Raw genomic sequence first — 23,893 nt, 5'->3', positions numbered from 1 at the left:
CTGCTGTTTTATTGCGGCAACGGCTGATTACGGGTTTCGACGGCAAACGGCAGGATCAGAATGCCGGCCACGAAAGCTGCGGCGGTCCAGGCGATCGGTGCGCCCAGCGAGCCGTGCCAGTGGATCGCCGCGGCCAGCAGGAAGTTGACGCCTGCGCCGATGAAGCGGCCGACCGAGGCATTGAAGGCGAAGGCTGTGGCGCGGATCCGGGTTGGATATTGCTCGGGCAGCCAGAGTGAGAAAATCGCGAAGTTGCCGCCGAAGAAGCCAAGAAACACCAGCGACACCATGAACAGATGCAGGCCGTCGTCCATGTAGAACACCCAGCCGAACGCGAACACAATCGACGTGGCCATGCCGGCGAAGTAGATGCCCAGCGCAACCCGTCGCCCAAGCCGTTCGGCCAGCCAGGGCGCGACGAGGCAGCCGAGGATGGTGCTGAGCGACAGCACCGCCGCGCCAATGGACGCCAGATGAACCGCCCCGACGTGGTCGATACCGGCGCGGGTTGCCAGTGTCACGACGGCCGTCGCTTCGTAAACCGAGCCTGCCCACAAGCCGACGATGGCAACCCCGACCAGGGCAGAGCTGGTCAGCGTGCGGCGGCGAAAGGCCGGGGCGAAGATTTCCCACCACGAGGTGCGTACAGAAGTGGTTGGCGAGTGGGAACTTTCGATGTGGTGCGCCGCCTTGTGCGTCTGGGCAGGTTCTTTCACCTTCAATGCGGTGTAGATCGCCACCGCCGCCGGTGCGAGGCCGCACAGAAACATCACGCGCCAGCCGTAGGTTGCGCCGACGGTGTAGTTCAGCAACGCGGCAATGAAAAAGCCGAAGTAGTAGCCCGTTTGCAGGTAGCCCGCGCCCATCTTGCGCCGGTCTTCCGGCCAGCTCTCGGCCACGTAGGTGCCGGCCAGTGCCCACTCGCCACCGACACCGATCCCGGCAATCAGCCGAAACGCCGCTAACTGCCAAATGTTCTCCGAGAACGCCGCCGCCCCGGTAAACAGCGAGTAGACCAGAATGCTGGCTGCCAGCATCTTCACCCGGCCAAAACGGTCGGCGAGCGGCCCCCAGATAAACGACAGGCCCCAGCCGATCAGAAACAGCCCGAACAAGACGGAACCGTACATGGCGATGTTGGCGGGGGTTGGGGTAATGCCCGAGTTGGGCAGCAACTCGGTCAGGGCGGGAATCAAGACCAGTGCGAAAATCACCGAGTCCACGCCGTCCAGCACCCATCCCAGGTAGACGGTCCAGAAGCCGCGAATCTGCTCGCGGGTCAGGGGCGTTTTGATCGGCTTCACGCTCGTTGCTGATGCGGTTAATGCTCTAGACATTAAGATCTCCCATTGACCTTTATCAGGCCTATTGAGGCGCTGCGAGGCTGTGGCAGCCGTCAGCGCTTCGTTTATTGTGAAATCAGTCTAGGCAGCGCATGCCATAAGCAACAAATATGAAATTCCTTTGGTCCTATCGGAATATTGTATAGAGTCAAGTTCTTTGGAAACCCCCCTCATGGACCTGCGCCAGCTGCGGTATTTCATCAAAGTGGTTGAGTGCGGCAACATCACCCGCGCCAGTGAAGCGCTGCATATTGCGCAGCCCGCCATCAGCCAGCAGATGCGCAATCTGGAACTGGATATGGACATGCAACTGCTCGAGCGCAGCGTGCATGGCGTGGTCCCCACGGCGGCCGGGCAGACGCTTTACCGGCATGCCATCGAACTGCTGCGCCAGGCCGATGGCACCCAGGAGCTACTGCGTCAGGACGCCGAATTCCCGCAGGGCAAGGTCTCGGTCGGCATGCCGTCGAGTACGGCTCGCATGTTGGCGATTCCGCTCGCTCGCACGATTCGCAGTCGCTATCCGGGGATCAAGCTGGAGTTGATCGATGCGCCGAGTGCCAATCTCGGCCGCCTGATCACGGTGGGGCGGGTGGCGCTCGCGGTGAATGTCGATGTGGTCGAAACCCGTGGGATGATCTCGCAGCGACTGCTCACCGAAACGCTGTACCTGATTGCGTGGCCGGAATTTTCGTTACCCGATGGGCCGGTGACGATCGACGCCCTGGCGAAGATGCCGCTGGTGTTGCCCAGTGCACCGAACACGATTCGCAGCCGAGTCGAGTCGGCATTGCAGGAGGCCGGTCTGCACTGTGAGGTCGAGTTCGAAGCCAACTCCACGGACTTGTTGTTCTCAGCCGTTCTGGCAAAGCTGGGTGTCACGATCCTGCCTTGGGCGGCTGCCCATGTTGAACTGGATCAGCATAAGCTCAAGCTGGCCAGGATCGATCATCGGCTGTTCACGCGTGAGCTCTCTCTGTGCTGGCCTGACACCGCCGTGCAAAGCAACGCGGTGCAAAAGGTCAAGGCGACCATTTTCGAACTGTTCGAGGCGTTTGGACGGCACCCGGGGTGGGCGGACGGACAATGAGCACATTCAGAGCGCGGTGGAAATTCGCCAATTCATAGCCAGCAGGAAGTGACTACCGCATTGCAATGCAATCAAAGCATAGGGCTTTCGATGTAGAAACTTTTATCAAATATCTCAATATTCTGACTCGCTGCCACCGCTTGCCCCATCCGTTTGGCTCGTACAATTTTACGTGGCGCTTTCGGTTTGGTGGTTTCGGCGAACCAGCTCTTTGCTTTCGGTATGGCTGACCAATTTATCTGTTGAGCGTTTGCCGGGCTGTTGCTGTCCATGGCCAGCTTTAACAGGTGAGTATTGATGCTTCGCACGATGGCGATCACTTCATCCTCGATGGTTAATAGCAATTTGTATTCAATGTCCGTAAGCCCCAGGCGATAATATTCCTCGGTTTTCTTCAGGGTGTTCTTGTCAGCTTTTTTGTCGGCCATGTTTTTTAACATGGATATCGCCATGTCAATGTATAGGCGAATGTTGGTGAGTGATGCGCAGGGGGCGGCGCTGGTTGGGGAAAGTGTTTGTATGTGGACGACCCTGTGAACGATATCAATGACTTTGTCGGGTCCGAGATTGATGGCTTGTGGTAACCATCTGGTATTACGGCACGTATCGACGCATCGGCTCAAAAGATCACTGACCATAGGGTCGTACTCACCCAGTTGTTTACCCTTTTGAAGAAAGTTATCTTTCAGTCCCAGATTGTTGAAGTGGGCGGCGTCCATGCTTCCCCATCCCGTGACTTGCAAGTCAGCGGGTGTTTGGGAGTCCAGTTCCAGTTTTCCGCGTTTAGAGTCTCGTACACCGGTATCTACCTGATGTGTTGCGTGGTCGGTAATGACTGACGTGGGCTCGAAAGTTTCCCCATGGATCGTCGACAGGTAGTCGCACGTCACTTCGACGTAAAAGCAAAACAGGAAAAAGTGGCGGATTCGCTCCGCTGAATGCCGCCGTAGCGCGTCATCAAGCGTGCCACTTTCAAGCGGAGCATATTCCGCGCGATCACTGGCTTTCCTTTTACCCATGTCAATCTCCCGGCTGATGCAGTGATCGCAAGAAATGAATAGCGTGTCGCAGTCTTTCGCAGGTCGCTCACATCACCGCCAGCGCCTGGGCCAGGTCGGCGCGCAGGTCTTCGATATCCTCGACACCCACTGACAAACGCACCAGCGCATCGCCGATGCCGAGCTGCGCGCGGGTTTCGGCGGGGATGCTGGCGTGGGTCATGATCGCCGGGTGCTCGATCAGACTTTCCACTCCGCCCAGGCTCTCGGCCAAGGCAAAGATCTGCACACTCTCGAGGAAACGCTTGGTGCCGGCCAGGTCGCTGTTCAGGTCGAGGGAAATCATCCCGCCGAAACCGCGCATCTGCCGCCGCGCCAGTTCGTGCTGCGGGTGTGACGACAGGCCTGGATAATAGACGCGCGCCACCTGCGGCTGAAGCTCCAGCCATTGCGCCAGCTTCAGCGCGTTGCTGCAGTGGCGTTCCATGCGCAGCGCCAGGGTTTTCACTCCGCGCAGGGTGAGAAACGCGTCGAACGGCCCGGCGATAGCACCCACCGCGTTCTGCAGGAAGCCCAGGCGTTCGCGCAGATCGGGGTTCTGCCCGACCACCGCGATGCCGCCGATTACGTCGGAGTGACCGTTCAGGTACTTGGTCGTCGAGTGCAGTACGATATCGAAGCCCAGCTCCAGCGGGCGCTGTATCCACGGGCTGGCAAAGGTGTTGTCGGCCACACAGATGATGCCCCGCTCGCGACAGATGCGCGCGATGGTGGCGAGGTCAGTGAGGCGCAGCAAGGGATTGCTCGGCGTCTCGACCATGACCATTCGCGTGTCGTCCTGTAGGGCCGCTTCGAATGCCGCCAGGTCAGTCAGATCGACGAAGCTGAAGCGATGCCCGGCACTGCGTTGGCGCACTTTGTCGAACAGGCGGAAAGTACCGCCGTACAGGTCATTGCCGGAGACGATGTGCGCGCCGGCGTCGAGCAGTTCGAGCACGGTGGAGATCGCCGCCAGCCCGGAGGCGAAGGCGAATGCCTGGGTACCGCCCTCGAGGTCCGCCACACAACGCTCCAGCGCCCAGCGCGTCGGGTTGTGCGAGCGCCCGTAGTCGAGGCCCTTGTGTACACCGGGGCTCTGCTGCAAGTAGGTGGAGTTGGCGTAAATCGGCGGCATCAGTGCCCCGGTGGAAGGGTCCGGCACCTGTCCGGCATGGATCACACGGGTGGCGAAGGCGCGTGGCGCGGCAGTTTCATCGTGCTGACTCATGCGAGGGATCTCCGCAAGTGATTGAGCATGTCGACGCGGGTAATCAGGCCGTAAAAGCCCGAGGTGTCGGCAATGATCGCCACCAGCCCACGGTCGAGTTCCGCCTGCAGTTTAGCCAGACTGGCGCCGGGAGGCAGGGTTTCCAGTTTGTCGGTCATTGCGCTGGCCACGGTCGCACGGAAGTGCGAAGCGTCTTCATGCACGTCGAGTAGAATATCGGACTCGTCGATTACGCCGATCAGTCGCTGTCCGCCCACCAGCACCGGCAGCTGCGACACATCAGCCAGGCGCATGCGCTGGAAGGCGGTGAGCAGCGTATCGTCCGGGCCGACGCTGATCACCCGGCCATCCTCGAAGCGCCGCGCGATCAGGTCGCGCAGATCGCCGTAACGCTTGCGCGCAAGCAGGCCCTGATCAGTCATCCACTGGTCGTTGTAGATCTTCGACAGGTAACGGGTGCCGGTATCGCAGACGAAGCTGACCACCCGTTTCGGTTCGGTTTGTTCGCGACAGTAGCGCAGTGCCGCCGCCAGCAAGGTGCCGGTCGAAGAGCCGCCGAGAATGCCTTCGGCGCGCAGCAGTTGGCGGGCGTGATCGAAGCTTTCCTCGTCGCTGATCGAGTAGGCGTGGCGCACGCTGGAAAGGTCGGCAATCGATGGAATGAAGTCTTCGCCGATACCTTCCACCGCCCACGAACCGGGTGTGCCGAGGGTGCCGCTGCGGCTGTATTCGGCCATCACCGAGCCGACCGGGTCGGCCAGCACCATTTCCAGGTCCGGCTGCACGCGGCGGAAGAAGCGGGTCAGCCCGGTCAGCGTGCCGGCCGAACCGACGCCGACGACGATGGCATCCAGATCATGCTGAGTCTGCGCCCAGATCTCCGGTGCGGTGCTGCATTCGTGGGCCAGCGGGTTGGCCGGGTTGTTGAACTGATCGGCGAAGAAGGCCTCGGGAATTTCCTGCGCCAGCCGCGCGGCAACGTCCTGGTAATACTCGGGATGGCCCTTGCCGACGTCGGAGCGCGTGATGTGCACCTCGGCGCCCATCGCCTTGAGGTGCAGGACCTTCTCGGTGGACATCTTGTCCGGCACCACCAACACCACCCGGTAACCCTTGGCGCGGCCGACCAGGGCCAGGCCGAGGCCAGTGTTGCCAGCGGTAGCCTCGACGATGGTGCCGCCGGGTCGCAGACGGCCATCGCGCTCGGCGGCATCGATCATCGCCAGGCCGATGCGATCCTTGATCGAACCGCCGGGGTTCTGCGATTCGAGCTTGAGGAACAACGTGCACGGGCCGGTATCGAAGCGGCTGACGCGCACCAGTGGCGTATTGCCGATCAGTTCGAGCACGGCGGGGCGGGAGTCGTTCGGCATGTTGTCATCTCGCTGCGGGAATTAGCACTGGATGGACCGCAACCTGCGGCCAGTCAAGCGCGCGAGTCGCAGGCAATGTCTCGCATGAAACATAGGCCGGGATTGTGCTGCCCGCAACTTTACGCAGCCAACCGGTAGCGTCGCCGCCGAAACGACTCAGCGACTGCTGTCCTGCAACATATGCTCGTTTACGTGTTAGCGCTAACCCGCGATTTTTTTTGCAAGCTCAGCGACATGTTTGCCCTGGAAGCGCGCAATATCCAGTTCATTTTGTGACGGTTGCCGTTTCCCGTCGGCGCCTGCCAGCGTAGTCGCGCCATAGGGCGTACCGCCGGTGATCTCGCTCATGTTGGTCAGCCCTGAGCATGTGTAAGGCACACCCACGATGACCATCCCCTGATGCAAGAGTGTGCTGTGGAACGACGTAATAGTGGTTTCCTGGCCACCATGCTGCGTACCCGTCGACGCAAAAACACTGCCGATCTTCCCGACGAGGGCACCACTCATCCACAGTCCGCCGGTCTGGTCGAGAAACGTGCGCATCTGTCCGGCCATATTGCCAAAGCGCGTCGGTGTACCAAAGATGATGGCGTCGTAATTGGCAAGCTCGTCAGGTGCAGCCACCGGTGCCTTCTGGTCAAGCTTGACGCCGATGGCTGCTGCCTGTTCGGCCGGGATGGTTTCAGCGACACGCTTGATCGTCACGTCGGTGCCGGGTACGGATTGTGCGCCTTCGGCCACTGCGCTAGCCATCGTTTCAAGGTGACCGTACATTGAGTAATAGAGAACAAGTACCTTCGCCATGATTTTTGTCCTGGGTTAAGAGCCACTCGATGGATTAGGAAGATCTCGGACTACACCACCGTCAACGAACAGCAGTGGCAGGTGTAGGGCTTGGTCACGAACAAAAACGCAGCTCAGCCCCACCACACTGTAGAGACTTCGACGTCATGCGGATTTAACCCTAGCAGCTCTGTTTGCTGTCTGCTGCCAGACAGAGACGCTTTTATTGCTCCTCCCCGTCACCGCCATTTATCAAGCCTTCCACGCGCTCCATGAGGGTGACTTGCGCATCGTGCGCCAGAGCGCCATCGACACCTTGTTGGGGGCGCTGGTTCCGCCGCACCTATCAGCTCACGCCAGCGGACTACCGCAAGCGCTGCTCAAACCTTCCCATCGTGTTCGATAATTTGCACGGATCTTGCAGAATAATTTACAAACACCTTGATCTGTAACCCTTCTACCCGCGGAGTCGTTGAACATGCCGTTACGCTTGAAGTTAGCCCTAAGCTACCTGTTGATCGGTTTGATCCCGGTTCTGGGCATGGCATTTACGGTCTATCAACAAGCCAGTACGGCCCTGCGCGAGCAGACGCTGAACGCCCTCGAGGCGGTTGCCCATATCAAACAGCAGCAATTGCTGGATAACTGGCAGGAGCGGCGCAACCAGATCAGCACCCTGGCCAGTAACCTGAGCAACAACTACCAGGGACTGGACGACTCTGCGTTGATCAGTACCGCCCATTACGACCGCCCGATGTTTCAACACTTCATCAGCACCTTTGGTTACCGCGAGCTGAAACTGATCATGCCCAATGGCACCGTCATGCTCAGTCTGCAGAGCGACAGTGACGAAAAGCACAACCTCAGCGAAGACAGCCTGCGCGACACCTCGCTGGCGCGCCTGGTCAAGCAAAGCCGCGATAGCGGCAAACCATTGATCAGTGATCTGCAGTACAACCCGTTGAGCAAGGAGCCGACCCAGTATTTGGCCACCCCCGTGATGTCGAACGGTGAGCTGCAAATGACTCTGGTTCTGGAGTTACCCATTGCTCCGCTCAACAACGTGATGCAAACCCGCCAGGGCCTGGGTGAAAAAGGCGAAACCTACCTGGTCGGCAGCGATGCCGGCCTGCGTTCGGACTCGGCACGCTTCCCGGAACGCCAGGTCAACCGCAGCCTCTATGCGCAAGTTGGCCTCACTGGCAGTGCCGTCAGCAATGCCCTCGCGGGCCAACAAGGACGCATCGCCGAACCGGGGCTGGACGGCAATAGAGCACTGAAAGTATTTGTCCCCGTCGCCTTCGATGACAACCACTGGGCCTTGATTGCCGAAATGGATCAGGCCCAGGCGTTCGCCCCGGTGCGCCAGCTGATGTGGCAAGTCTTGCTGCTGGGCTTGCTGACCGTCGCCGCCGTTGTCATCGCCACTTGGTTGGTCAGTCGCAGTGTGATGCGTCCGCTGGGTGGCGAACCGAGCAATATGACGGTACTGGCCCGTCGCTTGGCCGCAGGCGAGCTGAACTTGCCGACCGAGCAACGACAACAGGCCGGCTTGATGCTGGCCCTGCATGAAATGGCCCAGGCCTGGCGCGATGTGATTGAGCGTCTGCGCCAATCCAGCCAGGATGTTGGTCAGGCCAGCAGCGAAATTCTAAGCGCTGCCGGGCAAACCAGCGAACGCCTCGACCTGCAGCAAGAGTCGCTGGAAATGGTTGTCAGCGCCGTCGAGCAAATGTCCTGCACCGTGCAGGAAATTGCCCGCAACGCCGCCGACAGTGCACACGGCAGCACCGCCGCACGGGGTGCTTTTGGCGAGATGCAAGGCACCTTGCAACAGATGATCGGCCAGCAGGGACGCTTGCTGAACGACATCGGCCGGGCCGGCAGCGTGGTCGACACCCTGACCAGCGACGCCCTGAAAATCGGCACCGTGCTCGCGGTGATCCGCGCAATTGCCGAACAAACCAATCTGCTGGCACTCAACGCCGCTATCGAAGCTGCGCGCGCCGGGGAACAAGGCCGTGGCTTTGCTGTGGTCGCCGACGAGGTGCGCAACCTTGCCCAACGCACCAGCAGCGCCACCGAAGAAATCGTTGCCATCACCAACACCTTGCAAAGCTCTTCCACCGAAGCTCTGCAGGCGATGCAGGCCTCGGCCGAACAAGCACAGACGCTGGAGCGTGAAACCCAGGTTGTGCTGACCTCGTTCAGCCAGTTGGACAACTCCCTGCAAGGCGTGCACGCCCTTGCCGTGCAGATCGCCGTCGCTGCGGACGAACAGGCGGAGACCACGCAGGAAGTGAATCAGCATATGCACCGCTTGCACGACATGACCCGCGATAACCGGCGGAATGCGGCGCATACCCGCAGCAGCGGCGAGCACCTGCAGCAAGTGGCCAACAACCAGCAAGCCCTGGTGCTGCGTTTCCGCCTATAGCCCAATGCGCGTAAGTTCCGCCACCAGAAAGTCAATAAACGCCCGAGTCTTCTGCGGGACCCGACGTGCCGACGAGTAGACCGCGTTGATGGTGATCGGCGGGGCCTGCCATTCGCACAGCACCGCCACCAGCCGGCCTGCTGCGAGAGCGTCTTCGACAATGAAATTCGGCAGCAGGGCAATGCCCATGCCGGCCTCGGCGGCTTGGGCCAGCAGGTCGCCATTGTTGGCATGCAGGGGGCCGGTGACGTGCACGCGCTGTGTCTCCTGACCGTTGCTTAGTTGCAGGCTGACGCCGCTCTGCAGATAGCCGTAATTCAAGCATTGGTGTGCGCTCAGGTCCTTTGGCGATTGCGGTATACCCGCGCGCTCAAGATAGGCAGGGGAGGCGACCATGATCCGCGGAGCGGGTGCCAACAAGCGGGCTACCAGGGAGGAGTCCGGCATGCTCGCGATGCGGATGGTTACATCGAAGCCGCCGCGTACCGGGTCGACCTGCTGGTCACTCAGGACCAGTTGCAGCTCAATGTTCGGATGCTGCTCATGAAACAACGGGATCAGCGGTCCCAGCCGACGCAGACCGAACGACATCGGCGCGTTGACCCGCAGTACGCCGCGTAGTTCGCCAATTCCGTTACGGGCACGTTGCTCGGCTTCGTCCACGGACGCGATCACTTCACGGGCCGCTTCGTAGTACTCCGCGCCAGCCTCGGTCAGGTGCAGGCTGCGTGTCGTGCGCTGCAGCAGTTGCACACCGATGGCCTCTTCCAGTGCCTGAATTTGTTTGCTGACTTTTGAGCGTGGCACATCCATCGCTCGGGCTGCGGCGGCGAAGCCGTTTGCTCCGACGGTGGCGACAAAAGCACGCATGCATTCGATCCGGTCCAAGACTGTCCCTATTTTGGAAATAATGATTATGCATTTTAGGTAATTGTTTCGGTTTTATCCAGAAACTACATTAGGTTCCAAGCCGGTAGCACACAGTCTCCCACCGGAGTACGCACCGAGCTTGGCAGTCCAAAGAACTCATCCATCCAGAACACCGACATCAAAAGGAACACGCCATGTCCATTCGTGAATTGCTCAACCCAACCAACTCCGCTCTGATCCTGATCGACCACCAGCCGCAAATGTCGTTCGGCGTGCAATCGATCGATCGTCAGACCTTGAAGAACAACACCGTTGCACTGGCCAAAGCTGCGAAGATTTTCAACGTGCCGACCATTTTGACGTCGGTCGAAACCGAAAGCTTCAGCGGCTACATCTGGCCGGAATTGCTCAGTGTGTTTCCGGACCAGAAGCCCATCGAGCGCACCTCGATGAACTCCTGGGAAGACAAAAAACTGGTGGAGGCGGTGAAGGCCACCGGTCGCAAGAAACTGATCATGGCTGCACTGTGGACTGAAGTGTGCTTGAACTTCCCGGCGCTGGAAGCACTGGCCGAAGGTTACGAGGTGTACATCGTCACCGACGCATCGGGCGGGACGAGCAAGGAAGCTCACGACATGTCGGTGCAGCGGATGATCCAGGCCGGCGCGGTGCCGGTGACCTGGCAACAAGTGTTGCTCGAGTACCAGCGTGACTGGGCACACAAAGAGACTTACGACGCAGTGATGGGCCTGGTGCTGGAACACAGTGGTGCCTACGGCATGGGCGTGGATTACGCCTACACCATGGTGCACAAGGCGCCGCAACGTCAGGTCAAGTGAGTCACGGAAAAATTCAGATGCTCAACGGCGCAGTTCGCTGCGCCGTCACTGCCAGGAGCTATGGTCGGAGAGTCAATCATGAACATCGAATTGTCGGAAGGCGTGGTCACGCTGCTGGTGCGCCATCGGGTCAAAAAGGGCGGGGATGAGGCGTACGAAAACTGGTTGCGTCGCACCATCGCCAAGGCGCGTACCTATCCGGGGCATCTGGGCATTGATGTGGTGCGCGGACAAAGCCAGGGGCTGGCTCAATTCACCAGTGTGCTGCGCTTCGCCACGACCGAACAATTGCAGGATTGGCTCGACTCCGAGGACCGCCGCACGCTGGTGGAAGAGGCGCAGCCATTGCTCGCCGATGGCGACCAGACCGAGGTCAATGCCGACCATGAGTTCTGGTTTACTCCGATCGATGCAACTGCGCCGCCGCCACCGCGCTGGAAACAGGCCTGCGTGACCTTTCTGGTCATCCTGCCCCTGAGCTTTTTGGTGCCAATGCTGTTCAAACCGCTGTTTGGCTGGATGCCCTGGCTGGGTGGCTACGTGCAAGGCAATGTGCTGATCACGGCCAGCATTGTGCTGCTGGTGGTCTATGTGTTCATGCCACGGGTGACCCGGCTGTTCGGGAAATGGCTACAGCCAGGATCGGGCTCATGAATGAGGCCATCGACCCAGCAGTAGAGATGTTCGTGCTGGGTGCCGCGCCTCACTGAGCGTCCGCATGTTCTCGTTTTGCGTGACGTTTTCAACACTAAGCCAGGTACCGCCGGAACCAATCCAGTGTCCTGCTCCATGCAAGCCTGGCGGCGGCTTCATCGTATCGAGGCGTGGAGTCGTTGTGGAAACCATGGTTAACGCCGGGGTAAATGTAGGCTTCGTAAGTCTTTCCGGCAGCTTTCAATGCCTTCTCATAGGCGGGCCATCCTTCATTAATGCGCGTATCCAGTTCGGCGTAGTGGAGCAGCAGAGGCGCCTGAATCCGGGTGACCTCTTCAGCCTTTGGCTGACGGCCATAAAACGACACTGCGGCACCCAGTTCTGGGTAGGCCACGGCCGCGGCATTGGCGACGCCACCGCCATAACAGAACCCGATGATGCCGACTTTTCCAGTGGTCGAGTCATGCTTCATCAGCCACTCGATGGCGGCGAAAAAGTCATTCATGAGTTTTTCAGGATCGACGGTCTGCTGTAGCTCCTGACCCTTCCCGTCGTTGCCGGGATAACCTCCGACCGACGTCAGGCCATCGGGAGCCAGGGCGATGAATCCCGCCTTGGCCAGCCGCCGGGCGACATCCTCGATGTAAGGGTTGAGACCACGGTTTTCATGCACGACCACCACCGCCGGCACCTTGCCGGCAGCTTTCGCCGGGCGCACCCGATAGCCACGGACTTGCCCGTGTCCCTTGGGTGAGGGATAGGTGATGTACTCGGCGATGATGTCCGGATCGGTAAATTCCACTTGCTCGGCGAGCGCATAATTTGGACTCAGGGCGGCGAGGAGTGCGCTGGCCGTCAAACCGCCTAACGTGAACAACGCCGCACGATCCAGAAACTCTCGCCGGTTGATCGTGCCATGGGCGTAGTAGTCATAGAGCTCCAGCAGTTCAGGGGCAAAATCTTTCGCCGTGAGACGGTTCATCCGTGCGCTCCTTTTGAATCATCCGGGTTGCCCTGCCGGTATTGAACTGCAAGGGCTGGAGTTGAATCATTAAAGCAGTCTTTGGCACCTTGGAAGATTGATCCTCCCGAGTGGCATAGGTGCCCGTGCGCGCAAAAAAGACCGCTACACGACGCGGCAACAACTACTGCGAATGCCGCTTGCCTGGCCATTCGATATCAGAGAAGCTCCGTCCCAGCCTCTATCTCGGGGGTGAGTTAGCCGCATGATCGAATGGTTTAGGGAAGAGTTGAATGACACTCAGGGTGATGGTGATCGGTGGCTACGGAAATTTCGGCAGCATCGTTTGCCGACATTTAGTTGTGATGCCAGGCGTATCTCTGGTGGTTTCAGGGCGCGATCCACACAAGTTGTTGCGCAAAGTCGATGAGTTGAAAGCTCAATCGGGCACAGCCTGTGAAAGCTGGTGCGGCGATGCCATGGGCACTGCGTTCAAAACCGCCTTGAGCGCGATGGGTATCCAGCTGGTTATCCATACCGGCGGTCCGTTTCAGGGGCAGTCCTATGCAGTGGCGCAGGGCTGCATCGACGCGGGCGTGAACTACTGCGATCTGTCTGACTGCCGTACCTTCGTTACCAGTATCGGAGCGCTCGACGCACAAGCCAAGCGTGCGGGAGTGGCTATCCTCAGCGGTTGCAGTTCGGTGCCGACGCTATCGGCAGCAATAATCGATGAACACCGGTATCGCTTTAACCGTATTGACTCGATCGAACACGGTATTTCATCTTCAGCCAAGATGCCGGGACTGTCGACCGTCGAAGGCGTACTCGCCTACGCAGGTAAACCGATCAAGCAACTCAAGAATGGACAGGTGCACGAAGTATTGGGCTGGCAGGACTTGACGCTTCGCAAGCTGCAACAGCTGGGCACCCGGGTTCTGGCCAATGTCGACGTGCCGGACATGGATATCTTCGCCCACCGTTATGGCGCCCAGACCCTGAGCTTCAAAGCAGGCTCGGGCCTGAAGCTCAGTGGTGTGGCTAACTACCTGCTCGCTCAGGCTCTGAGAGTGGGGCTGGTTCGAGACCATGCGCCATGGGCTGCCAGGTTGCATCGCTGGGGGCAGCGGTTCGAACGATTCGGCGATGGCAAAAGCGCAATGTACATCGACGTCCAGGGCATCGATGTTGACGCAAAGCCGCTGTCCATGACGGTGCAACTGACGGCTATCAATGACAAGGGCCCAGAAATCCCTAGCTGCGCAGCTGTCGCCCTGGCCGCAAAAATCGTCCAGGGGTACTTGCCCGAGCCCGGTGCGCGTGCCTGCGTGGGCGAGATCACCGTCGATGAATACATGGCCGCGATTAACGATCCGGCGAATCTGCATTTGTCCGTACACTTTTCTGACGAGCAGAGCTGACCATGCTCTATCTGTGCCTGAAGTACATCCACGTCATCGCCGCCATTTTCCTGTTCGGATTCGGCATGGGGTCTTACCTCTACTTGATCGCCGCCAGCCGCACGGGCAACCCTCAAGTGATCGCGCACGTGGCCAGAATGGTTGTGCGGTTCGACACCTGGATTACCACACCGGCAGGCTTCATTCAGATCGTGACGGGCTACCTGCTGGTGAGGCTTGCCGGACTTCCACTGACCACGGAATGGGTTCTGACGTCGCTGATCATCTTCCTGTGTGTGGGTTCGCTTTGGCTTCCGGTGCTGGTGCTTCAGAAGCGGTTGCACGTGATGGCCTTGAGTGCGGTTGAGGCGGGGGTGGGGCTCGATGATGAGTACAAATCCGTTTACAGGAAATGGTTCTGGATGGGGGTTTTGGGGTTTTGTGGAATGTTTGTGATCGTGATGATTATGGTGACGAAGATGACGCCCAGGTACTTGATTGAAGTGTTGGGGTAGGAGGCTGGGGTACGCTGTTGAATGTCCGCTTTCACTCAATGCGCGTTGCGCCAATCGGCCATGCTCGTCGCGCGCCTTAACGGGGCTCCATAATCCGTAGTGTCGGGTGCCCGTCGATATCCTTGAGTGGAAAATACGAGCGGTGTGTCGCGGAGTCGACGGCTACGACATGCGCGTGCGGGCCTACACGGCCACTGCCGATTTTCGTGACGACTGCGTCCTTGACGTGAAAAATTGCCACAACGCCGGCCTCTGCGGCCACATAAAGTGTGCTCAGCATGGGATCGAACGCAAGCACATCAGGCGTTCGCCCAGTATCGAACGCCTGGATGACCCGCATGGTGTGCATGTCCAGTACGAGGAGCTTGTCGTTACCTTGGCACGCGATAAAGGCAAGCCGCTCACGTGGTTCGATCAACAAACCGTGGTTGCCACGCGCCCCCGGCAGATCAATGCGCGCAATGATTTGGTCGGTCGCGGGGTCTATCTCGATAAGTTGCCGACGTGTCTGGATATTGATGAAAATGTGTCGTGATACCGGGTCATATTGTGTGTTGCCGACTTCACCTCCCAGCGCAATTGTCGTGACACGCGTGTTGGTGCGCACGTCGATTACCGTTTCGGTCTCGCCGTTTTCGTTCGATACGTAAAGCTTGTGAAGGTCGGGCACATAAGCCATGCCGTCGGGATAGACACCGCCGGGTATACGACTGACAACTGCCAGGGTCGCTTCGTCAATCGCCACGATTTCGTTGGTACCCGTCGCCGACGCATAGACACGCGACAACTCAGGAATAACAAGCACACCGTGTACCGACGAGACATTCGCAATGCGCCCGACGACGCGGGACCCACGCATGTCAAAGGCGATAACTTCGCCGTCGCCAAGATGTGCGATGAACAACAGCTTGCGGTCTGGATCGTAGCTCTCATAGTCGAGCCGAGTGGTGCCACCAGGCAAAGGAATGTCGGCGACGTGTTTAAGTGGCAGGTCGCTAGTCGGCGGTTCGTCTGCCGCCTGACAGTAACGAAGGTTTGCGAAGTCCATAACGGCCAGCGCAGTCAACAGGACGGCGAAAGCTGGCAGAGCGAAACACCGATTGCGCCGTATGTTCATGAAACCCTCTTTTGCTCGGGCAGGGTGGGTTCAATCACCCTGCCTTTGTTCCACTCATACAGGATTAGAACGTTCAGCGTTCCGCTGATCATGAGCCCAGCCCTGGGCTTCACTGTGAACAAGCCTTTTCACATCTGTGGAGGCCAGTTATGCGTTTCGGCCTGACACTCCTTGCACCAGGCATACAGCGCGTCATACATGATCAAACCGTGTGAAAGCATTTCATGGTCGTCGGCAAAGCGCTGCGACAGTCCCAGTGAAATCGCGTAGAGCCCAGCCGATTGTGGCGTCAGGTCGAGGCGGGAAGTATCTGCCCCGCGCACGATCTTGGCCAAATGCTGCAAGGCAGGATCACTGAGCTGATACTTCTTCAGGAACGCATCAAAGCTGCACAGCTCACCTACGTGGGAAAGCTCAACGCCCGGAATGTCGTAAGGCGTTGCATCTTTTTCAGCGGCAATCCGCAGAACCTCTCTGCTGGGCACGTACAGAAACTCGGCCTGGGGATCGATAAAACGAGTGATCAGCCAAGGGCAAGCGATGCGATCAATCTTGGGTCGTTCACGGGTAATCCACCTCATGGAGCACCTCCTGCCTAACGAGTAGGTTGAGTGATCTGGCAGGCCCTTTGCCCACCAGTAATTGTTGATACCCCCGTGTTTTCTAACGCAGCAAATGCACTGCCAAACCAATGAGCGCGCAGGCCATCAGCACTTGAATGACACCACGCTTGAAGCGAAACAAGGCGATCGCTGCGGCAATCGCGATCAGTGCCGAAGGCCAGTCCAGATGACCGCTGAATCCCGTTGGCCAGAGCACGTGGTAACCGAAGAACACTGCAAGGTTGAGGATCACCCCAACCACAGCGGCGGTAATCCCGGTAAGCGGCGCGGTGAACTTGAGTTCGTTATGAGTCGCCTCCACCAGCGGACCACCGGCGAGGATGAACAGAAACGAAGGCAGAAAGGTGAACCAGGTCACCAGCGTGGCGGCGAGGGCACCCGCCAGAAATACCTGATCAGCGCCGAACACCTGCGAAACGTAGGCCCCGACAAAGCCGACAAAAGCCACGACCATGATCAGCGGCCCCGGCGTGGTTTCCCCCAGCGCCAATCCGTCGATCATCTGTGTCGGGGTCAGCCAGCCATAGTGACCGACTGCGCCCTGATAGACATACGGGAGCACCGCATAGGCCCCGCCAAACGTCAGCAGTGCGGCCTTGGTAAAGAACCAGCCCATTTGGGTCAAGGTACCTTCCCAGCCAAAGAGTGTGGTCAAAACGCCCATTGGCAAAGCCCATAACGCAGCACCGACGAGTGTCAGCAGCGCCAGTTTCAACCCGCTGAATCTGGCATGGTCAGGGGAGGGCGTGTCGTCATCGATCAAGGCCGGGCCGTAGGACTTTTTGGTGGCGCTGTGGCCCCCGACTCTGAACTTCTCGGGTGCCAGGCGTCCGCCGACATAGCCGATCAACCCAGCACTGAGCACGATCAGCGGGAACGGCACATTGAACGCGAAGATCGCCGTGAACGACGCCGCCGCCATGGCCCACAGCCAATTATTCTTCAGCGCGCGCGAACCAATCCGATGTGCCGCCTGCACCACGATCGCTGTCACGGCGGGCTTGATCCCATAGAACAGACCGGCCACCACCGGCACTTCGCCGAAAGCGATGTACATCCAGGACAAGGCAATCAGGATAAACAGCGAGGGCAGCACAAACAGCCCTCCGGCGATGACGCCACCCCAGGTGCGATGCATCAGCCAGCCGATGTAGGTTGCCAGTTGCTGAGCCTCAGGCCCTGGCAGCAACATGCAGTAGTTGAGGGCGTGCAGAAAACGCCGTTCGGAAATCCAGCGCCGCCGCTCGACCAACTCCTGGTGCATGATCGAGATCTGTCCCGCTGGCCCGCCGAAACTGATGAAACCGAGCTTGAGCCAGAACCAGAATGCTTCACGCAAACTGATCGCCTCAGGTCTCGGCAGATCCTCTTCAACGAGTGACGGAGAAACCTTACTCATTGGGTTGTTCCTCTTTCACAAACGCTGCGAGCAAACCGTCGAATATGGCGCTCGCAGCCGCCAGCAAGTGGTCGTCATGAGTAATGGTTTCACGTAGCCCGGCCAGCACCCGTTCGATGCCGGCAGCCTCCACCGGCTGGATCCCCCCGACGTCGAGGTAGTGCACCAGGGCCGCAATGCGGCGCAGACCGGGCTCCTGGATTTCAAAGCTGGCTTGCAGGGTTTCGAAGGTCACACGGTTACCGACATGACTGAAGGCTGCCTCATCGAAGTCGAAGCCCAGAGCATCCGCCGGACAGTCCTGTGGACTGTTCAACCAGAGGATCTGGGCGTGTGGGTCGATGAAGCGTCGAATCAGCCAGGCGCAGGCGAGTCGGTCAACCCACGGCCGCCGACGTGTTGCCCATACGCGACCCTGAAAGTCAGCGAGATTCAGCGGCACTATTGGCTGGTCTCGGCTATGGGGTTCGTCCGCAGACAACGCTCTACTGACAGCGGTCTCAAGTTCCTGCAACGCCGAATCGATCTGCTGCTTCGGCTTGCCAGGAAAGTAATCAATAGTGGTCAACTGTTCGTAGGTTTTGCGCAGTTTTCGAATCTGCCTGGTGGTCGCCAGTGCATTCTCGGTGTTGAGCTGTGCACGGCAGGCATCGATCTCAGTGCCTAACTTGCTGTACTCATCACTGCGGTCGAACAACGCTATGAAGCGTTCGCCATTGGGGTCGACGACAGGCAGGACAAAGGCGGTGCCATTGATGGCCAGAATATCGCGCTCGACAGAGGCCAGCGCATCACGACAGGCGCTGGTATCCGGCAACAGATAGGCTCCATCGCGTAACACCGCAGCCCCAGAGGCTTTTAGGGCGCGCCAGGCTCGCATGCGCTCGGTGGCATTTGCGGTGGGAAGGCCAAGGATTAAAGCGAGCCAGTTTTTCATGTAGAGATACATTCAAAAAAAGTTTGTTTCTCTACAATATTCCTCTGCCGAGCGATTGAAAAGCCCTTGACGTGCAATACGCTGGATTGGGTTATGAATGGAAAATCTGCCGACAGTGGGTCGTGCTGTGTCAGCAGTTGGGACTATTCGAAGAAAGCCTGGTCGTCATACCTGCTCTTTGACTTACTGCTTGTAGCCGATCTGTCGCAACAGGTTCTTGCGCCACAGGATGTCTTCGTCGTCTTCAATGCCCTTGGCGCAGAAGCCATCCACTACGCCGAGGATCGCGCGCCCTTGTTCCGTCTCGGCGAGAATCACCTCGGTTGGATTGGCGGTCGCACAAAAAATACGGCACACCTCTGGAACCATTTTGACGGTGTTCAACACGTTCAGCGGATAGAAACCGTCGCCGAGGAAAATGATGAAGCTATGGCCGGCCGCGATGGCTTGGGCATTTTTCCGGGCCAGTTCGATCATCGCGGAATCGGTGCCAGACCAGCGTACCAGGCATTTGCCAGAGGCTTCGCAAAAGGCCACGCCAAACGCGATACCCGGCACGGTATTGACCAACGCTTCATGAATGTCCTCGACGGACTTGATGAAGTGCGTCTGACCAAAAATGAAGTTCGTTGCTTCCGGCTTATCGATTTTCAACGTAATGAGTTGCATCTCAAACGTCTCCTTTCACGGTAGTGCTTAGCATAGCTACTCATTTGCCATTGCTCCGTCCACTGACGGCGTCTGGTCGAAAACTACCCTCCATTGCGCATAAGCCTGCGGTAAACACACGGCACACGGTCGATAACCGACAGCCCGAGCGGTGGCTTCATCGGCAAAGAACACTCGATGCGCGACATAGCCGCCACGAGCAATGGCGCGTAGCGCAGCAGGGCAGTCCAGTCGGCCGAAGATTCGTGAGCGCCGATGACCGCCCAATTGCCCGGGCTCGGCGCTGTCTACGTGCTCGCCCTGAGCGTTGAGCAACACAAAGCGTTTCATGGGTTCGGCACCCGCCACAAATACCAGGCCGCCACGGTGCGGTGAGGGCTCCATGCCTCGCCGATATCGATCATTTGCTTACGGCTCGGCTGTTGCTCCAGACCTTTGAGGCGACGGTAGCCATCGCGCACGCCAAAGTCGTCGGCGGGCAGGATGTCCATGCGTTCCAGGGTGTAGATCAGCAGCATCTCGACGGTCCAGCGGCCGACGCCGCGCAACTGAGTCAGACGTTCGATCAGCACGTCGTCGCTCATCGACAGTGCGCTTGAGCGATCCGGCACCAGCCCCTCCAGCGCGCCTTGGGCGATGCCTTGAAGCGTGGCGATCTTGCTGCCGGAGAAACCACAACCGCGCAGCACCTCGAATTCGCAGGCCAGCAGCTGTTCGGGTGTCGGGAAGGGGGATTCAGGAAACAGCGCCAGCAAACGCCCAAGAATCGCATCGCCGGCACGGGCATGCAGTTGCTGATAAGCAATGGCCCGAACCAGCGCCTCATAGGGATCGCGGGCCGGTTTCGGCTGATGCAGGCACGGGCCGATGGCTGCGATGTGCCGCGCCCAGTCTGGGTCGATGGCGGACAGGAACTGGCTGGCGCGGTGATAGGGCATGGGTGTTCCGGCAGAAGTTTAGGCACAGCAGGCAGATTAAAGCTCTGCCTGCAGGATCGCACCCGGTCTCTTGCGCTCAAACTTTAATGTTTGTGCCGGTGATGAATATCCGGGAAGTGCGGATGGCTGTGGCGGATCTGCGCATGCTGGTGATAGTGGCTGTGAGGTTCGCTGCCGTCCCATTCAAAGTCGTGTTCATGCTGATGGTGCTCATCGTGAATATGTCGATGGTCATGGCTGAGTGGGTCGTGCTGATGTTCGTGGGCATGGTTTTCACGAAGGTGAATCCATACGCCGATCCCCATCAGCATGGCGGCGATCCAGAACGTAACTGACACTGGCTCGCCCAGCAGCACAATGGCAATCGCCGCGCCCAGAAACGGCGCGGTCGAAAAGTACGCGCCCGTGCGTGCAGTGCCCAGGCCGCGAAGGGCGAGAACGAACAGCACCAGGCTAATGCCGTAGCCCAGAAAGCCGACCAAGAGTGTCGGCGCGAGGGTGGCAATGTTTGGTAGTTTGGCTCCCAGCAAAAGCGCAAGCGTACAGTTGACCGCCCCTGCGACCAGTCCCTTGATGCCGGCAATAAATAGCGCGTCGGACGCCGAGATCTTGCGGGTCAGGTTGTTATCGATGGCCCAGCAGGCACAGGCCAGCGCCACCGCCAGCGGGCCGATCCAGCCCTGCGCCTGCGCCGGACCTTGTGGCCAGGCGAGGATCACTCCGCCAACGGTGATGGCCAACATCCCCGCAACGATTCGCCGATCGGCGTTCTCCTTGAACACCAGCCAGGCCAGCAGCGCCGTCAGCACCGATTCCAGATTGAGCATCAGCGAGGCCGTTGCACCTGAAGTCAGGGTCAAACCGAACATCAAGGCCACCGGACCGAGCACGCCGCCGAAAGCAATTGCCCCGATCAACCACGGCCATTCTCCGGCCGTCAGGCCGGTTGCCTGCCAGCCGCGGTCGCGGAAAAACCTGACGATGGTCAAACCGACACCACTGCCCAGGTACAGCAATCCGGCCAGCAAAACCGGTGAGACGTCCACGCCCAACAGCTTGGCCAGTGGTGTGCTGGCGCCAAACAGCGCGGCCGCGCTCAAGGCGTAGAAAATGCTCAGATTCATAGGGCTTCAGTTCCACCGGGGGGGGGCATTAACGCAACAGATTCACGGCTAAGACCGTGACTGTGCAAGCAATCAATACTTCAGGTTTGCGGACGATCACATCTCTACGACGCAAACATACAAAGCTTGCGACAGCCATAGCGTGGTGAGATCAATCGGAAGGGCGCGTTATTTGATCTGCACGATGACTGGACCTTCCGTCACGATCGGCGGGTTCGCGTGGATATTCGAGGCGTTTTTCTGAATCCAGTCGCGCGCGACTTTCAAGCTCGCATCGCTGCCGGCCTTGTCCGTGCAAACAGTCACCGCCGTACCGCCATCACCCGTATTGAGCAGTGTGTAGCTTACGAGGCCAGGCACTGTCCGCAGGGCAGCCTCGACGTCGGCCCTGCGCTCTTCTAAAAGCTTGAAAAGCTGCTTTGCTCCAGTACCCAGGTAGGTTCTTATAACTGCATACATGGTCGTCTCCTTTGGGAGTTACCGTCTTGATGCCCATCCAGATCCGCTGATGGCCGCTATCACTCAGGTTTCAGTTCACCCCCGATTTATTCAGCTTAGCCAAACGTCGGCGACAAGCGAAATGCAACGACCACCGGCCGCTTTTGGCCGTTCTCTGCCGGTCGTTACTACCGCGTGTCCTGTTCAAGTCGGATCGAAACGACTGGTGAGCGGCAATGCAAATGGATGGTCAGTCCATGCAATTACGCAGCACTTAAGGTGAGATCGCCGGACGGATTTTCGGATTCAGCCGCTAGCTTCAATCGGTCAGCTTTACTAATGTATTTAGACTTGCTTGGCGGTGCCAATTTGGCACTAGCCTTTTTGGCGTGAGCCTTTAATAACTGCTTTATTTTTTTACGACGATTCATAGTGTTCTACTCGGTTTGTATGTTCTGGAATGATACCAGCTTAAAATATTCGGCCAGATCCCTGTGGTGCGCACTTACTGCATAACGTTGGAGATAGGCGGTGAATTGCCCCTGGTTTCCTGGAAGCCTCCGCATGACCTCTTCTGCCCGAAAGCCGCCCATCTGGAGCATCAAGCAAGGCCATCAGGCACGGCGAGCCATCAGCAATACGGACGCGGCGGCGGACAACAACCCGGCGCAGCAACGGTTGAAAATCCGTTTGCCTCGCGGCTCGGCGAACCAGCGACGCATGTGCAAACCCATGTAGGCGTAGGCGCTGATGGCGATCCATTCCAGACACAAAAACAACGCACCGAGCACCGCGAACTGTGGCGTCACGGCCTGCGTCGGGTCGACGAACTGTGGGAGGAACGCGGTGAAAATCAAGATTGCTTTCGGGTTTCCTGCTGCGACGAAAAACTCCTGCCGAGCCAACGCCATGATGCCAATCGGCGCGCTGGCGACTGCGCTTTCAGCCTGCGGGTTGGCACGCCAGAGCTGAACCGCTAGGTAGAACAGATACGCCGCACCGAGAATCTTGATCCCGTAAAACAGCAGTTCTGACGTTTGCAGCACCACTGCCAGCCCGGCCGAGGCCAACGCGATCATCCCGGCAAACGCCAGCAAACGGCCGATTCCGGCTACACAGGACGTGCGGTAGCCGTATCGGGTCGAGTTGCTGACCGAGAGCAGATTGTTCGGGCCTGGCGCCATGTTCAGGGCGAAACAGGCGGGAAGGAACAGCGTAAGCGTGGCGAGATCCATGGCGGGCTCCGGGAGCAGGGACGATATTTTTATCACAGGTGTATGGCCGTGGTCCCGGTTGGCTTTGCATTGCATCGAGAACTATTCTCCAGTGGTGAAATCCGCACGCAAAGGAGGGCTGTCATAGCGCGTAACTGCGTTGTACCCCCTCACGCTCTTCCCAAACGCCGCATGTCAGATCGGTAGAGCGTGCTGCCGAATGCTATCCACCAAGCCCGTTCAGGGTGTGCAAGCTCAAGCAGTTGTCGTTGCGAGAGCATCAATGCAATAGAGGAGGACTGCAATGAAGTACATGATCAGCTGGTTCGAACGCCCACAAGGTTCGCCTGCGGAGTACGAGAGTGCGCAGAAACGGATCCTTGAAGTGTTCGGTCAATGGAAAGCACCGGACAATTTCAAGATCGAAGTGTTTGTCGTGCGCGTGGGGGAGTGGGGTGGACACATGTTGGTGGACTGCGACGATCCGCTGGCGGTTCACAAGGTTTGCTCGACGTTTCCTGCGTTTGAGTTCCAGGCGCGCCCGGTGATTGCCGTCGAGGACGCGGTCCGGGTCGAACTCGAAGCCATTACCTGGCGCGATGGACTGAAACGCCAGTGATAGTCGCAATTGCTTTCTACTTCGGTCAGACGGCGGGCCAACCCTTTGTCAAGGCCAAGGGCGGCGACGCAATGATCAACACCCAGGTCCAGGAAAACTGGTTCTGGGCTTGGGTCCTGACCGGTTACACCACCAAGATTTCCGGTGATGTGGTCAAGCTGAAAAACGTTCAGTAAACGCAGTGCTTCGCCTGCTGGCGAGCGCGTTCTGACGTTAAAAAGCCCGGTTATCCGGTAATGCTGTTCACTTAAGCATTTGAGTCCACGCCGGGCTTCCTAGAAAATC

General features: G+C 58.8%; 26 protein-coding genes and 1 pseudogene. 9 read left to right on the top strand and 18 right to left on the bottom strand.

Annotated elements, in window-relative coordinates:
* Nucleotides 1-8: 8 nt before the first annotated feature.
* On the bottom strand, nucleotides 9-1,304 hold the full coding sequence (locus BK659_RS12245; protein WP_259740250.1) for an MFS transporter: 1,296 nt from the start codon (nucleotides 1,302-1,304) through the stop codon (nucleotides 9-11).
* Nucleotides 1,305-1,515: 211 nt separating this feature from the next.
* Here BK659_RS12245 and BK659_RS12240 point away from each other — a divergent pair, with 211 nt between their 5' ends.
* Nucleotides 1,516-2,433: a LysR substrate-binding domain-containing protein gene (locus BK659_RS12240; RefSeq protein ID WP_123425329.1), complete on the top strand. Its 918-nt coding sequence runs from the start codon at nucleotides 1,516-1,518 to the stop codon at nucleotides 2,431-2,433.
* Nucleotides 2,434-2,504: 71 nt separating this feature from the next.
* Here BK659_RS12240 and BK659_RS12235 read toward each other — a convergent pair whose 3' ends face one another.
* From BK659_RS12235 to wrbA, 4 genes are all read right to left on the bottom strand, one after another.
* On the bottom strand, nucleotides 2,505-3,452 hold the full coding sequence (locus BK659_RS12235) for a hypothetical protein (RefSeq protein WP_123425328.1): 948 nt from the start codon (nucleotides 3,450-3,452) through the stop codon (nucleotides 2,505-2,507).
* Between the two features lie 67 nt (nucleotides 3,453-3,519).
* A complete protein-coding gene (locus BK659_RS12230) occupies nucleotides 3,520-4,698 on the bottom strand; it encodes a trans-sulfuration enzyme family protein (protein WP_123425327.1) in 1,179 nt (392 codons plus the stop codon).
* Nucleotides 4,695-6,071: a pyridoxal-phosphate dependent enzyme gene (locus BK659_RS12225; RefSeq protein WP_123425326.1), complete on the bottom strand. Its 1,377-nt coding sequence runs from the start codon at nucleotides 6,069-6,071 to the stop codon at nucleotides 4,695-4,697. The genes BK659_RS12230 and BK659_RS12225 overlap by 4 nt, the downstream gene beginning before the upstream one ends.
* Nucleotides 6,072-6,272: 201 nt before the next feature.
* Nucleotides 6,273-6,875: an NAD(P)H:quinone oxidoreductase gene (gene wrbA, locus BK659_RS12220; protein ID WP_123425325.1), complete on the bottom strand. Its 603-nt coding sequence runs from the start codon at nucleotides 6,873-6,875 to the stop codon at nucleotides 6,273-6,275.
* Nucleotides 6,876-7,095: 220 nt separating this feature from the next.
* On the opposite strand from wrbA, the pseudogene BK659_RS28315 reads away from it, so the two are divergent.
* Nucleotides 7,096-7,185, top strand: a pseudogene (locus BK659_RS28315) (AraC family transcriptional regulator); the annotation flags it as partial.
* A 147-nt stretch (nucleotides 7,186-7,332) separates the two neighbouring features.
* On the top strand, nucleotides 7,333-9,291 hold the full coding sequence (locus BK659_RS12210) for a methyl-accepting chemotaxis protein (RefSeq protein ID WP_123425323.1): 1,959 nt from the start codon (nucleotides 7,333-7,335) through the stop codon (nucleotides 9,289-9,291).
* Here the strand turns inward: BK659_RS12210 and BK659_RS12205 are convergent.
* Complete coding sequence (locus tag BK659_RS12205) at nucleotides 9,286-10,179, bottom strand: LysR family transcriptional regulator (RefSeq protein WP_123425322.1); 894 nt, start codon at nucleotides 10,177-10,179, stop codon at nucleotides 9,286-9,288. The genes BK659_RS12210 and BK659_RS12205 overlap by 6 nt on opposite strands.
* A gap of 176 nt (nucleotides 10,180-10,355) precedes the next feature.
* Here BK659_RS12205 and BK659_RS12200 point away from each other — a divergent pair, with 176 nt between their 5' ends.
* Both BK659_RS12200 and BK659_RS12195 read left to right on the top strand, forming a co-directional pair.
* The gene (locus tag BK659_RS12200) at nucleotides 10,356-11,000 is read left to right on the top strand and encodes a hydrolase (protein WP_123425321.1); all 645 of its coding nucleotides are present in this window, start codon (nucleotides 10,356-10,358) and stop codon (nucleotides 10,998-11,000) included.
* Between the two features lie 78 nt (nucleotides 11,001-11,078).
* Nucleotides 11,079-11,654, top strand: coding sequence for an antibiotic biosynthesis monooxygenase (locus BK659_RS12195; protein ID WP_123425320.1), 576 nt, complete (start codon nucleotides 11,079-11,081; stop codon nucleotides 11,652-11,654).
* 94 nt (nucleotides 11,655-11,748) lie between these two features.
* On the opposite strand, the gene yghX is transcribed toward BK659_RS12195, so the two are convergent.
* Entirely contained in the window at nucleotides 11,749-12,636 is an 888-nt protein-coding gene (gene yghX / locus BK659_RS12190; RefSeq protein ID WP_123425319.1) for a YghX family hydrolase, read from the bottom strand.
* Between the two features lie 272 nt (nucleotides 12,637-12,908).
* On the opposite strand from yghX, the gene BK659_RS12185 reads away from it, so the two are divergent.
* Both BK659_RS12185 and BK659_RS12180 read left to right on the top strand, forming a co-directional pair.
* Nucleotides 12,909-14,036, top strand: a complete 1,128-nt coding sequence (locus BK659_RS12185; RefSeq protein WP_123425318.1) for a saccharopine dehydrogenase family protein — start codon at nucleotides 12,909-12,911, stop codon at nucleotides 14,034-14,036.
* Nucleotides 14,037-14,038: 2 nt separating this feature from the next.
* Nucleotides 14,039-14,530 (top strand): DUF2269 family protein, encoded by a 492-nt coding sequence (locus BK659_RS12180; RefSeq protein WP_123425317.1) that lies wholly within the window; start codon nucleotides 14,039-14,041, stop codon nucleotides 14,528-14,530.
* Nucleotides 14,531-14,606: 76 nt separating this feature from the next.
* Here the strand turns inward: BK659_RS12180 and BK659_RS12175 are convergent, their stop codons facing one another.
* The 11 genes from BK659_RS12175 to BK659_RS12125 form a co-directional block, all read right to left on the bottom strand.
* Nucleotides 14,607-15,647 carry a YncE family protein gene (locus BK659_RS12175; protein ID WP_123425316.1) on the bottom strand — a complete coding sequence of 347 codons (1,041 nt, stop codon included), beginning with the start codon at nucleotides 15,645-15,647 and terminating at the stop codon, nucleotides 14,607-14,609.
* A 128-nt stretch (nucleotides 15,648-15,775) separates the two neighbouring features.
* Complete coding sequence (locus BK659_RS12170; RefSeq protein ID WP_123425315.1) at nucleotides 15,776-16,228, bottom strand: chromate resistance protein ChrB domain-containing protein; 453 nt, start codon at nucleotides 16,226-16,228, stop codon at nucleotides 15,776-15,778.
* Nucleotides 16,229-16,310: 82 nt separating this feature from the next.
* Nucleotides 16,311-17,669, bottom strand: coding sequence for a chromate efflux transporter (gene chrA, locus BK659_RS12165; protein ID WP_123425314.1), 1,359 nt, complete (start codon nucleotides 17,667-17,669; stop codon nucleotides 16,311-16,313).
* On the bottom strand, nucleotides 17,662-18,606 hold the full coding sequence (locus BK659_RS12160) for a chromate resistance protein ChrB domain-containing protein (RefSeq protein ID WP_123425557.1): 945 nt from the start codon (nucleotides 18,604-18,606) through the stop codon (nucleotides 17,662-17,664). The genes chrA and BK659_RS12160 overlap by 8 nt, the downstream gene beginning before the upstream one ends.
* Nucleotides 18,607-18,789: 183 nt before the next feature.
* A complete protein-coding gene (locus BK659_RS12155; RefSeq protein ID WP_123425313.1) occupies nucleotides 18,790-19,275 on the bottom strand; it encodes an adenosine-specific kinase in 486 nt (161 codons plus the stop codon).
* A 36-nt stretch (nucleotides 19,276-19,311) separates the two neighbouring features.
* Nucleotides 19,312-19,605, bottom strand: a complete 294-nt coding sequence (locus BK659_RS12150) for an Ada metal-binding domain-containing protein (protein ID WP_123425556.1) — start codon at nucleotides 19,603-19,605, stop codon at nucleotides 19,312-19,314.
* Nucleotides 19,602-20,213, bottom strand: coding sequence for a DNA-3-methyladenine glycosylase family protein (locus tag BK659_RS12145; RefSeq protein ID WP_123425312.1), 612 nt, complete (start codon nucleotides 20,211-20,213; stop codon nucleotides 19,602-19,604). The genes BK659_RS12150 and BK659_RS12145 overlap by 4 nt, the downstream gene beginning before the upstream one ends.
* Before the next feature lie 83 nt (nucleotides 20,214-20,296).
* The gene (locus tag BK659_RS12140; protein WP_123425311.1) at nucleotides 20,297-21,337 is read right to left on the bottom strand and encodes a DMT family transporter; all 1,041 of its coding nucleotides are present in this window, start codon (nucleotides 21,335-21,337) and stop codon (nucleotides 20,297-20,299) included.
* 168 nt (nucleotides 21,338-21,505) lie between these two features.
* A complete protein-coding gene (locus tag BK659_RS12135; RefSeq protein ID WP_123425310.1) occupies nucleotides 21,506-21,796 on the bottom strand; it encodes a hypothetical protein in 291 nt (96 codons plus the stop codon).
* Between the two features lie 242 nt (nucleotides 21,797-22,038).
* Nucleotides 22,039-22,206 carry a DUF2986 domain-containing protein gene (locus BK659_RS12130; protein WP_123425309.1) on the bottom strand — a complete coding sequence of 56 codons (168 nt, stop codon included), beginning with the start codon at nucleotides 22,204-22,206 and terminating at the stop codon, nucleotides 22,039-22,041.
* A gap of 183 nt (nucleotides 22,207-22,389) precedes the next feature.
* Nucleotides 22,390-23,010 carry a LysE family translocator gene (locus tag BK659_RS12125; RefSeq protein WP_123425308.1) on the bottom strand — a complete coding sequence of 207 codons (621 nt, stop codon included), beginning with the start codon at nucleotides 23,008-23,010 and terminating at the stop codon, nucleotides 22,390-22,392.
* A 283-nt stretch (nucleotides 23,011-23,293) separates the two neighbouring features.
* Here BK659_RS12125 and BK659_RS12120 point away from each other — a divergent pair, with 283 nt between their 5' ends.
* Both BK659_RS12120 and BK659_RS12115 read left to right on the top strand, forming a co-directional pair.
* Nucleotides 23,294-23,608, top strand: a complete 315-nt coding sequence (locus tag BK659_RS12120; protein ID WP_123425307.1) for a DUF3303 domain-containing protein — start codon at nucleotides 23,294-23,296, stop codon at nucleotides 23,606-23,608.
* Nucleotides 23,605-23,784, top strand: coding sequence for a hypothetical protein (locus BK659_RS12115; protein WP_123425306.1), 180 nt, complete (start codon nucleotides 23,605-23,607; stop codon nucleotides 23,782-23,784). Before BK659_RS12120 ends, BK659_RS12115 begins: the two co-directional genes overlap by 4 nt.
* The last annotated feature ends 109 nt before the right edge of the window (nucleotides 23,785-23,893 follow it).

It is taken from the genome of Pseudomonas brassicacearum, assembly GCF_003732225.1.
Taxonomy (GTDB): domain Bacteria; phylum Pseudomonadota; class Gammaproteobacteria; order Pseudomonadales; family Pseudomonadaceae; genus Aquipseudomonas; species Aquipseudomonas brassicacearum_E.
The sequence above is the reverse complement of the archived record's forward strand: the minus strand, read 5'-3'. Positions and strand labels throughout refer to the sequence as shown.

Excerpts from the sequence above, each read along its gene's own strand:
- BK659_RS12240 (WP_123425329.1), top strand. The coding sequence starts at position 1,516 with ATGGACCTGCGCCAGCTGCGGTATTTCATCAAAGTGGTTGAGTGCGGC.
- BK659_RS12235 (WP_123425328.1), bottom strand. The coding sequence starts at position 3,452 with ATGGGTAAAAGGAAAGCCAGTGATCGCGCGGAATATGCTCCGCTTGAA.
- BK659_RS12230 (WP_123425327.1), bottom strand. The coding sequence starts at position 4,698 with ATGAGTCAGCACGATGAAACTGCCGCGCCACGCGCCTTCGCCACCCGT.
- BK659_RS12225 (WP_123425326.1), bottom strand. The coding sequence starts at position 6,071 with ATGCCGAACGACTCCCGCCCCGCCGTGCTCGAACTGATCGGCAATACG.
- wrbA (WP_123425325.1), bottom strand. The coding sequence starts at position 6,875 with ATGGCGAAGGTACTTGTTCTCTATTACTCAATGTACGGTCACCTTGAA.
- BK659_RS12210 (WP_123425323.1), top strand. The coding sequence starts at position 7,333 with ATGCCGTTACGCTTGAAGTTAGCCCTAAGCTACCTGTTGATCGGTTTG.
- BK659_RS12200 (WP_123425321.1), top strand. The coding sequence starts at position 10,356 with ATGTCCATTCGTGAATTGCTCAACCCAACCAACTCCGCTCTGATCCTG.
- BK659_RS12195 (WP_123425320.1), top strand. The coding sequence starts at position 11,079 with ATGAACATCGAATTGTCGGAAGGCGTGGTCACGCTGCTGGTGCGCCAT.
- yghX (WP_123425319.1), bottom strand. The coding sequence starts at position 12,636 with ATGAACCGTCTCACGGCGAAAGATTTTGCCCCTGAACTGCTGGAGCTC.
- BK659_RS12185 (WP_123425318.1), top strand. The coding sequence starts at position 12,909 with ATGACACTCAGGGTGATGGTGATCGGTGGCTACGGAAATTTCGGCAGC.
- BK659_RS12180 (WP_123425317.1), top strand. The coding sequence starts at position 14,039 with ATGCTCTATCTGTGCCTGAAGTACATCCACGTCATCGCCGCCATTTTC.
- BK659_RS12175 (WP_123425316.1), bottom strand. The coding sequence starts at position 15,647 with ATGAACATACGGCGCAATCGGTGTTTCGCTCTGCCAGCTTTCGCCGTC.
- BK659_RS12170 (WP_123425315.1), bottom strand. The coding sequence starts at position 16,228 with ATGAGGTGGATTACCCGTGAACGACCCAAGATTGATCGCATCGCTTGC.
- chrA (WP_123425314.1), bottom strand. The coding sequence starts at position 17,669 with ATGAGTAAGGTTTCTCCGTCACTCGTTGAAGAGGATCTGCCGAGACCT.
- BK659_RS12160 (WP_123425557.1), bottom strand. The coding sequence starts at position 18,606 with ATGAAAAACTGGCTCGCTTTAATCCTTGGCCTTCCCACCGCAAATGCC.
- BK659_RS12155 (WP_123425313.1), bottom strand. The coding sequence starts at position 19,275 with ATGCAACTCATTACGTTGAAAATCGATAAGCCGGAAGCAACGAACTTC.
- BK659_RS12150 (WP_123425556.1), bottom strand. The coding sequence starts at position 19,605 with ATGAAACGCTTTGTGTTGCTCAACGCTCAGGGCGAGCACGTAGACAGC.
- BK659_RS12145 (WP_123425312.1), bottom strand. The coding sequence starts at position 20,213 with ATGCCCTATCACCGCGCCAGCCAGTTCCTGTCCGCCATCGACCCAGAC.
- BK659_RS12140 (WP_123425311.1), bottom strand. The coding sequence starts at position 21,337 with ATGAATCTGAGCATTTTCTACGCCTTGAGCGCGGCCGCGCTGTTTGGC.
- BK659_RS12135 (WP_123425310.1), bottom strand. The coding sequence starts at position 21,796 with ATGTATGCAGTTATAAGAACCTACCTGGGTACTGGAGCAAAGCAGCTT.
- BK659_RS12130 (WP_123425309.1), bottom strand. The coding sequence starts at position 22,206 with ATGAATCGTCGTAAAAAAATAAAGCAGTTATTAAAGGCTCACGCCAAA.
- BK659_RS12125 (WP_123425308.1), bottom strand. The coding sequence starts at position 23,010 with ATGGATCTCGCCACGCTTACGCTGTTCCTTCCCGCCTGTTTCGCCCTG.
- BK659_RS12120 (WP_123425307.1), top strand. The coding sequence starts at position 23,294 with ATGAAGTACATGATCAGCTGGTTCGAACGCCCACAAGGTTCGCCTGCG.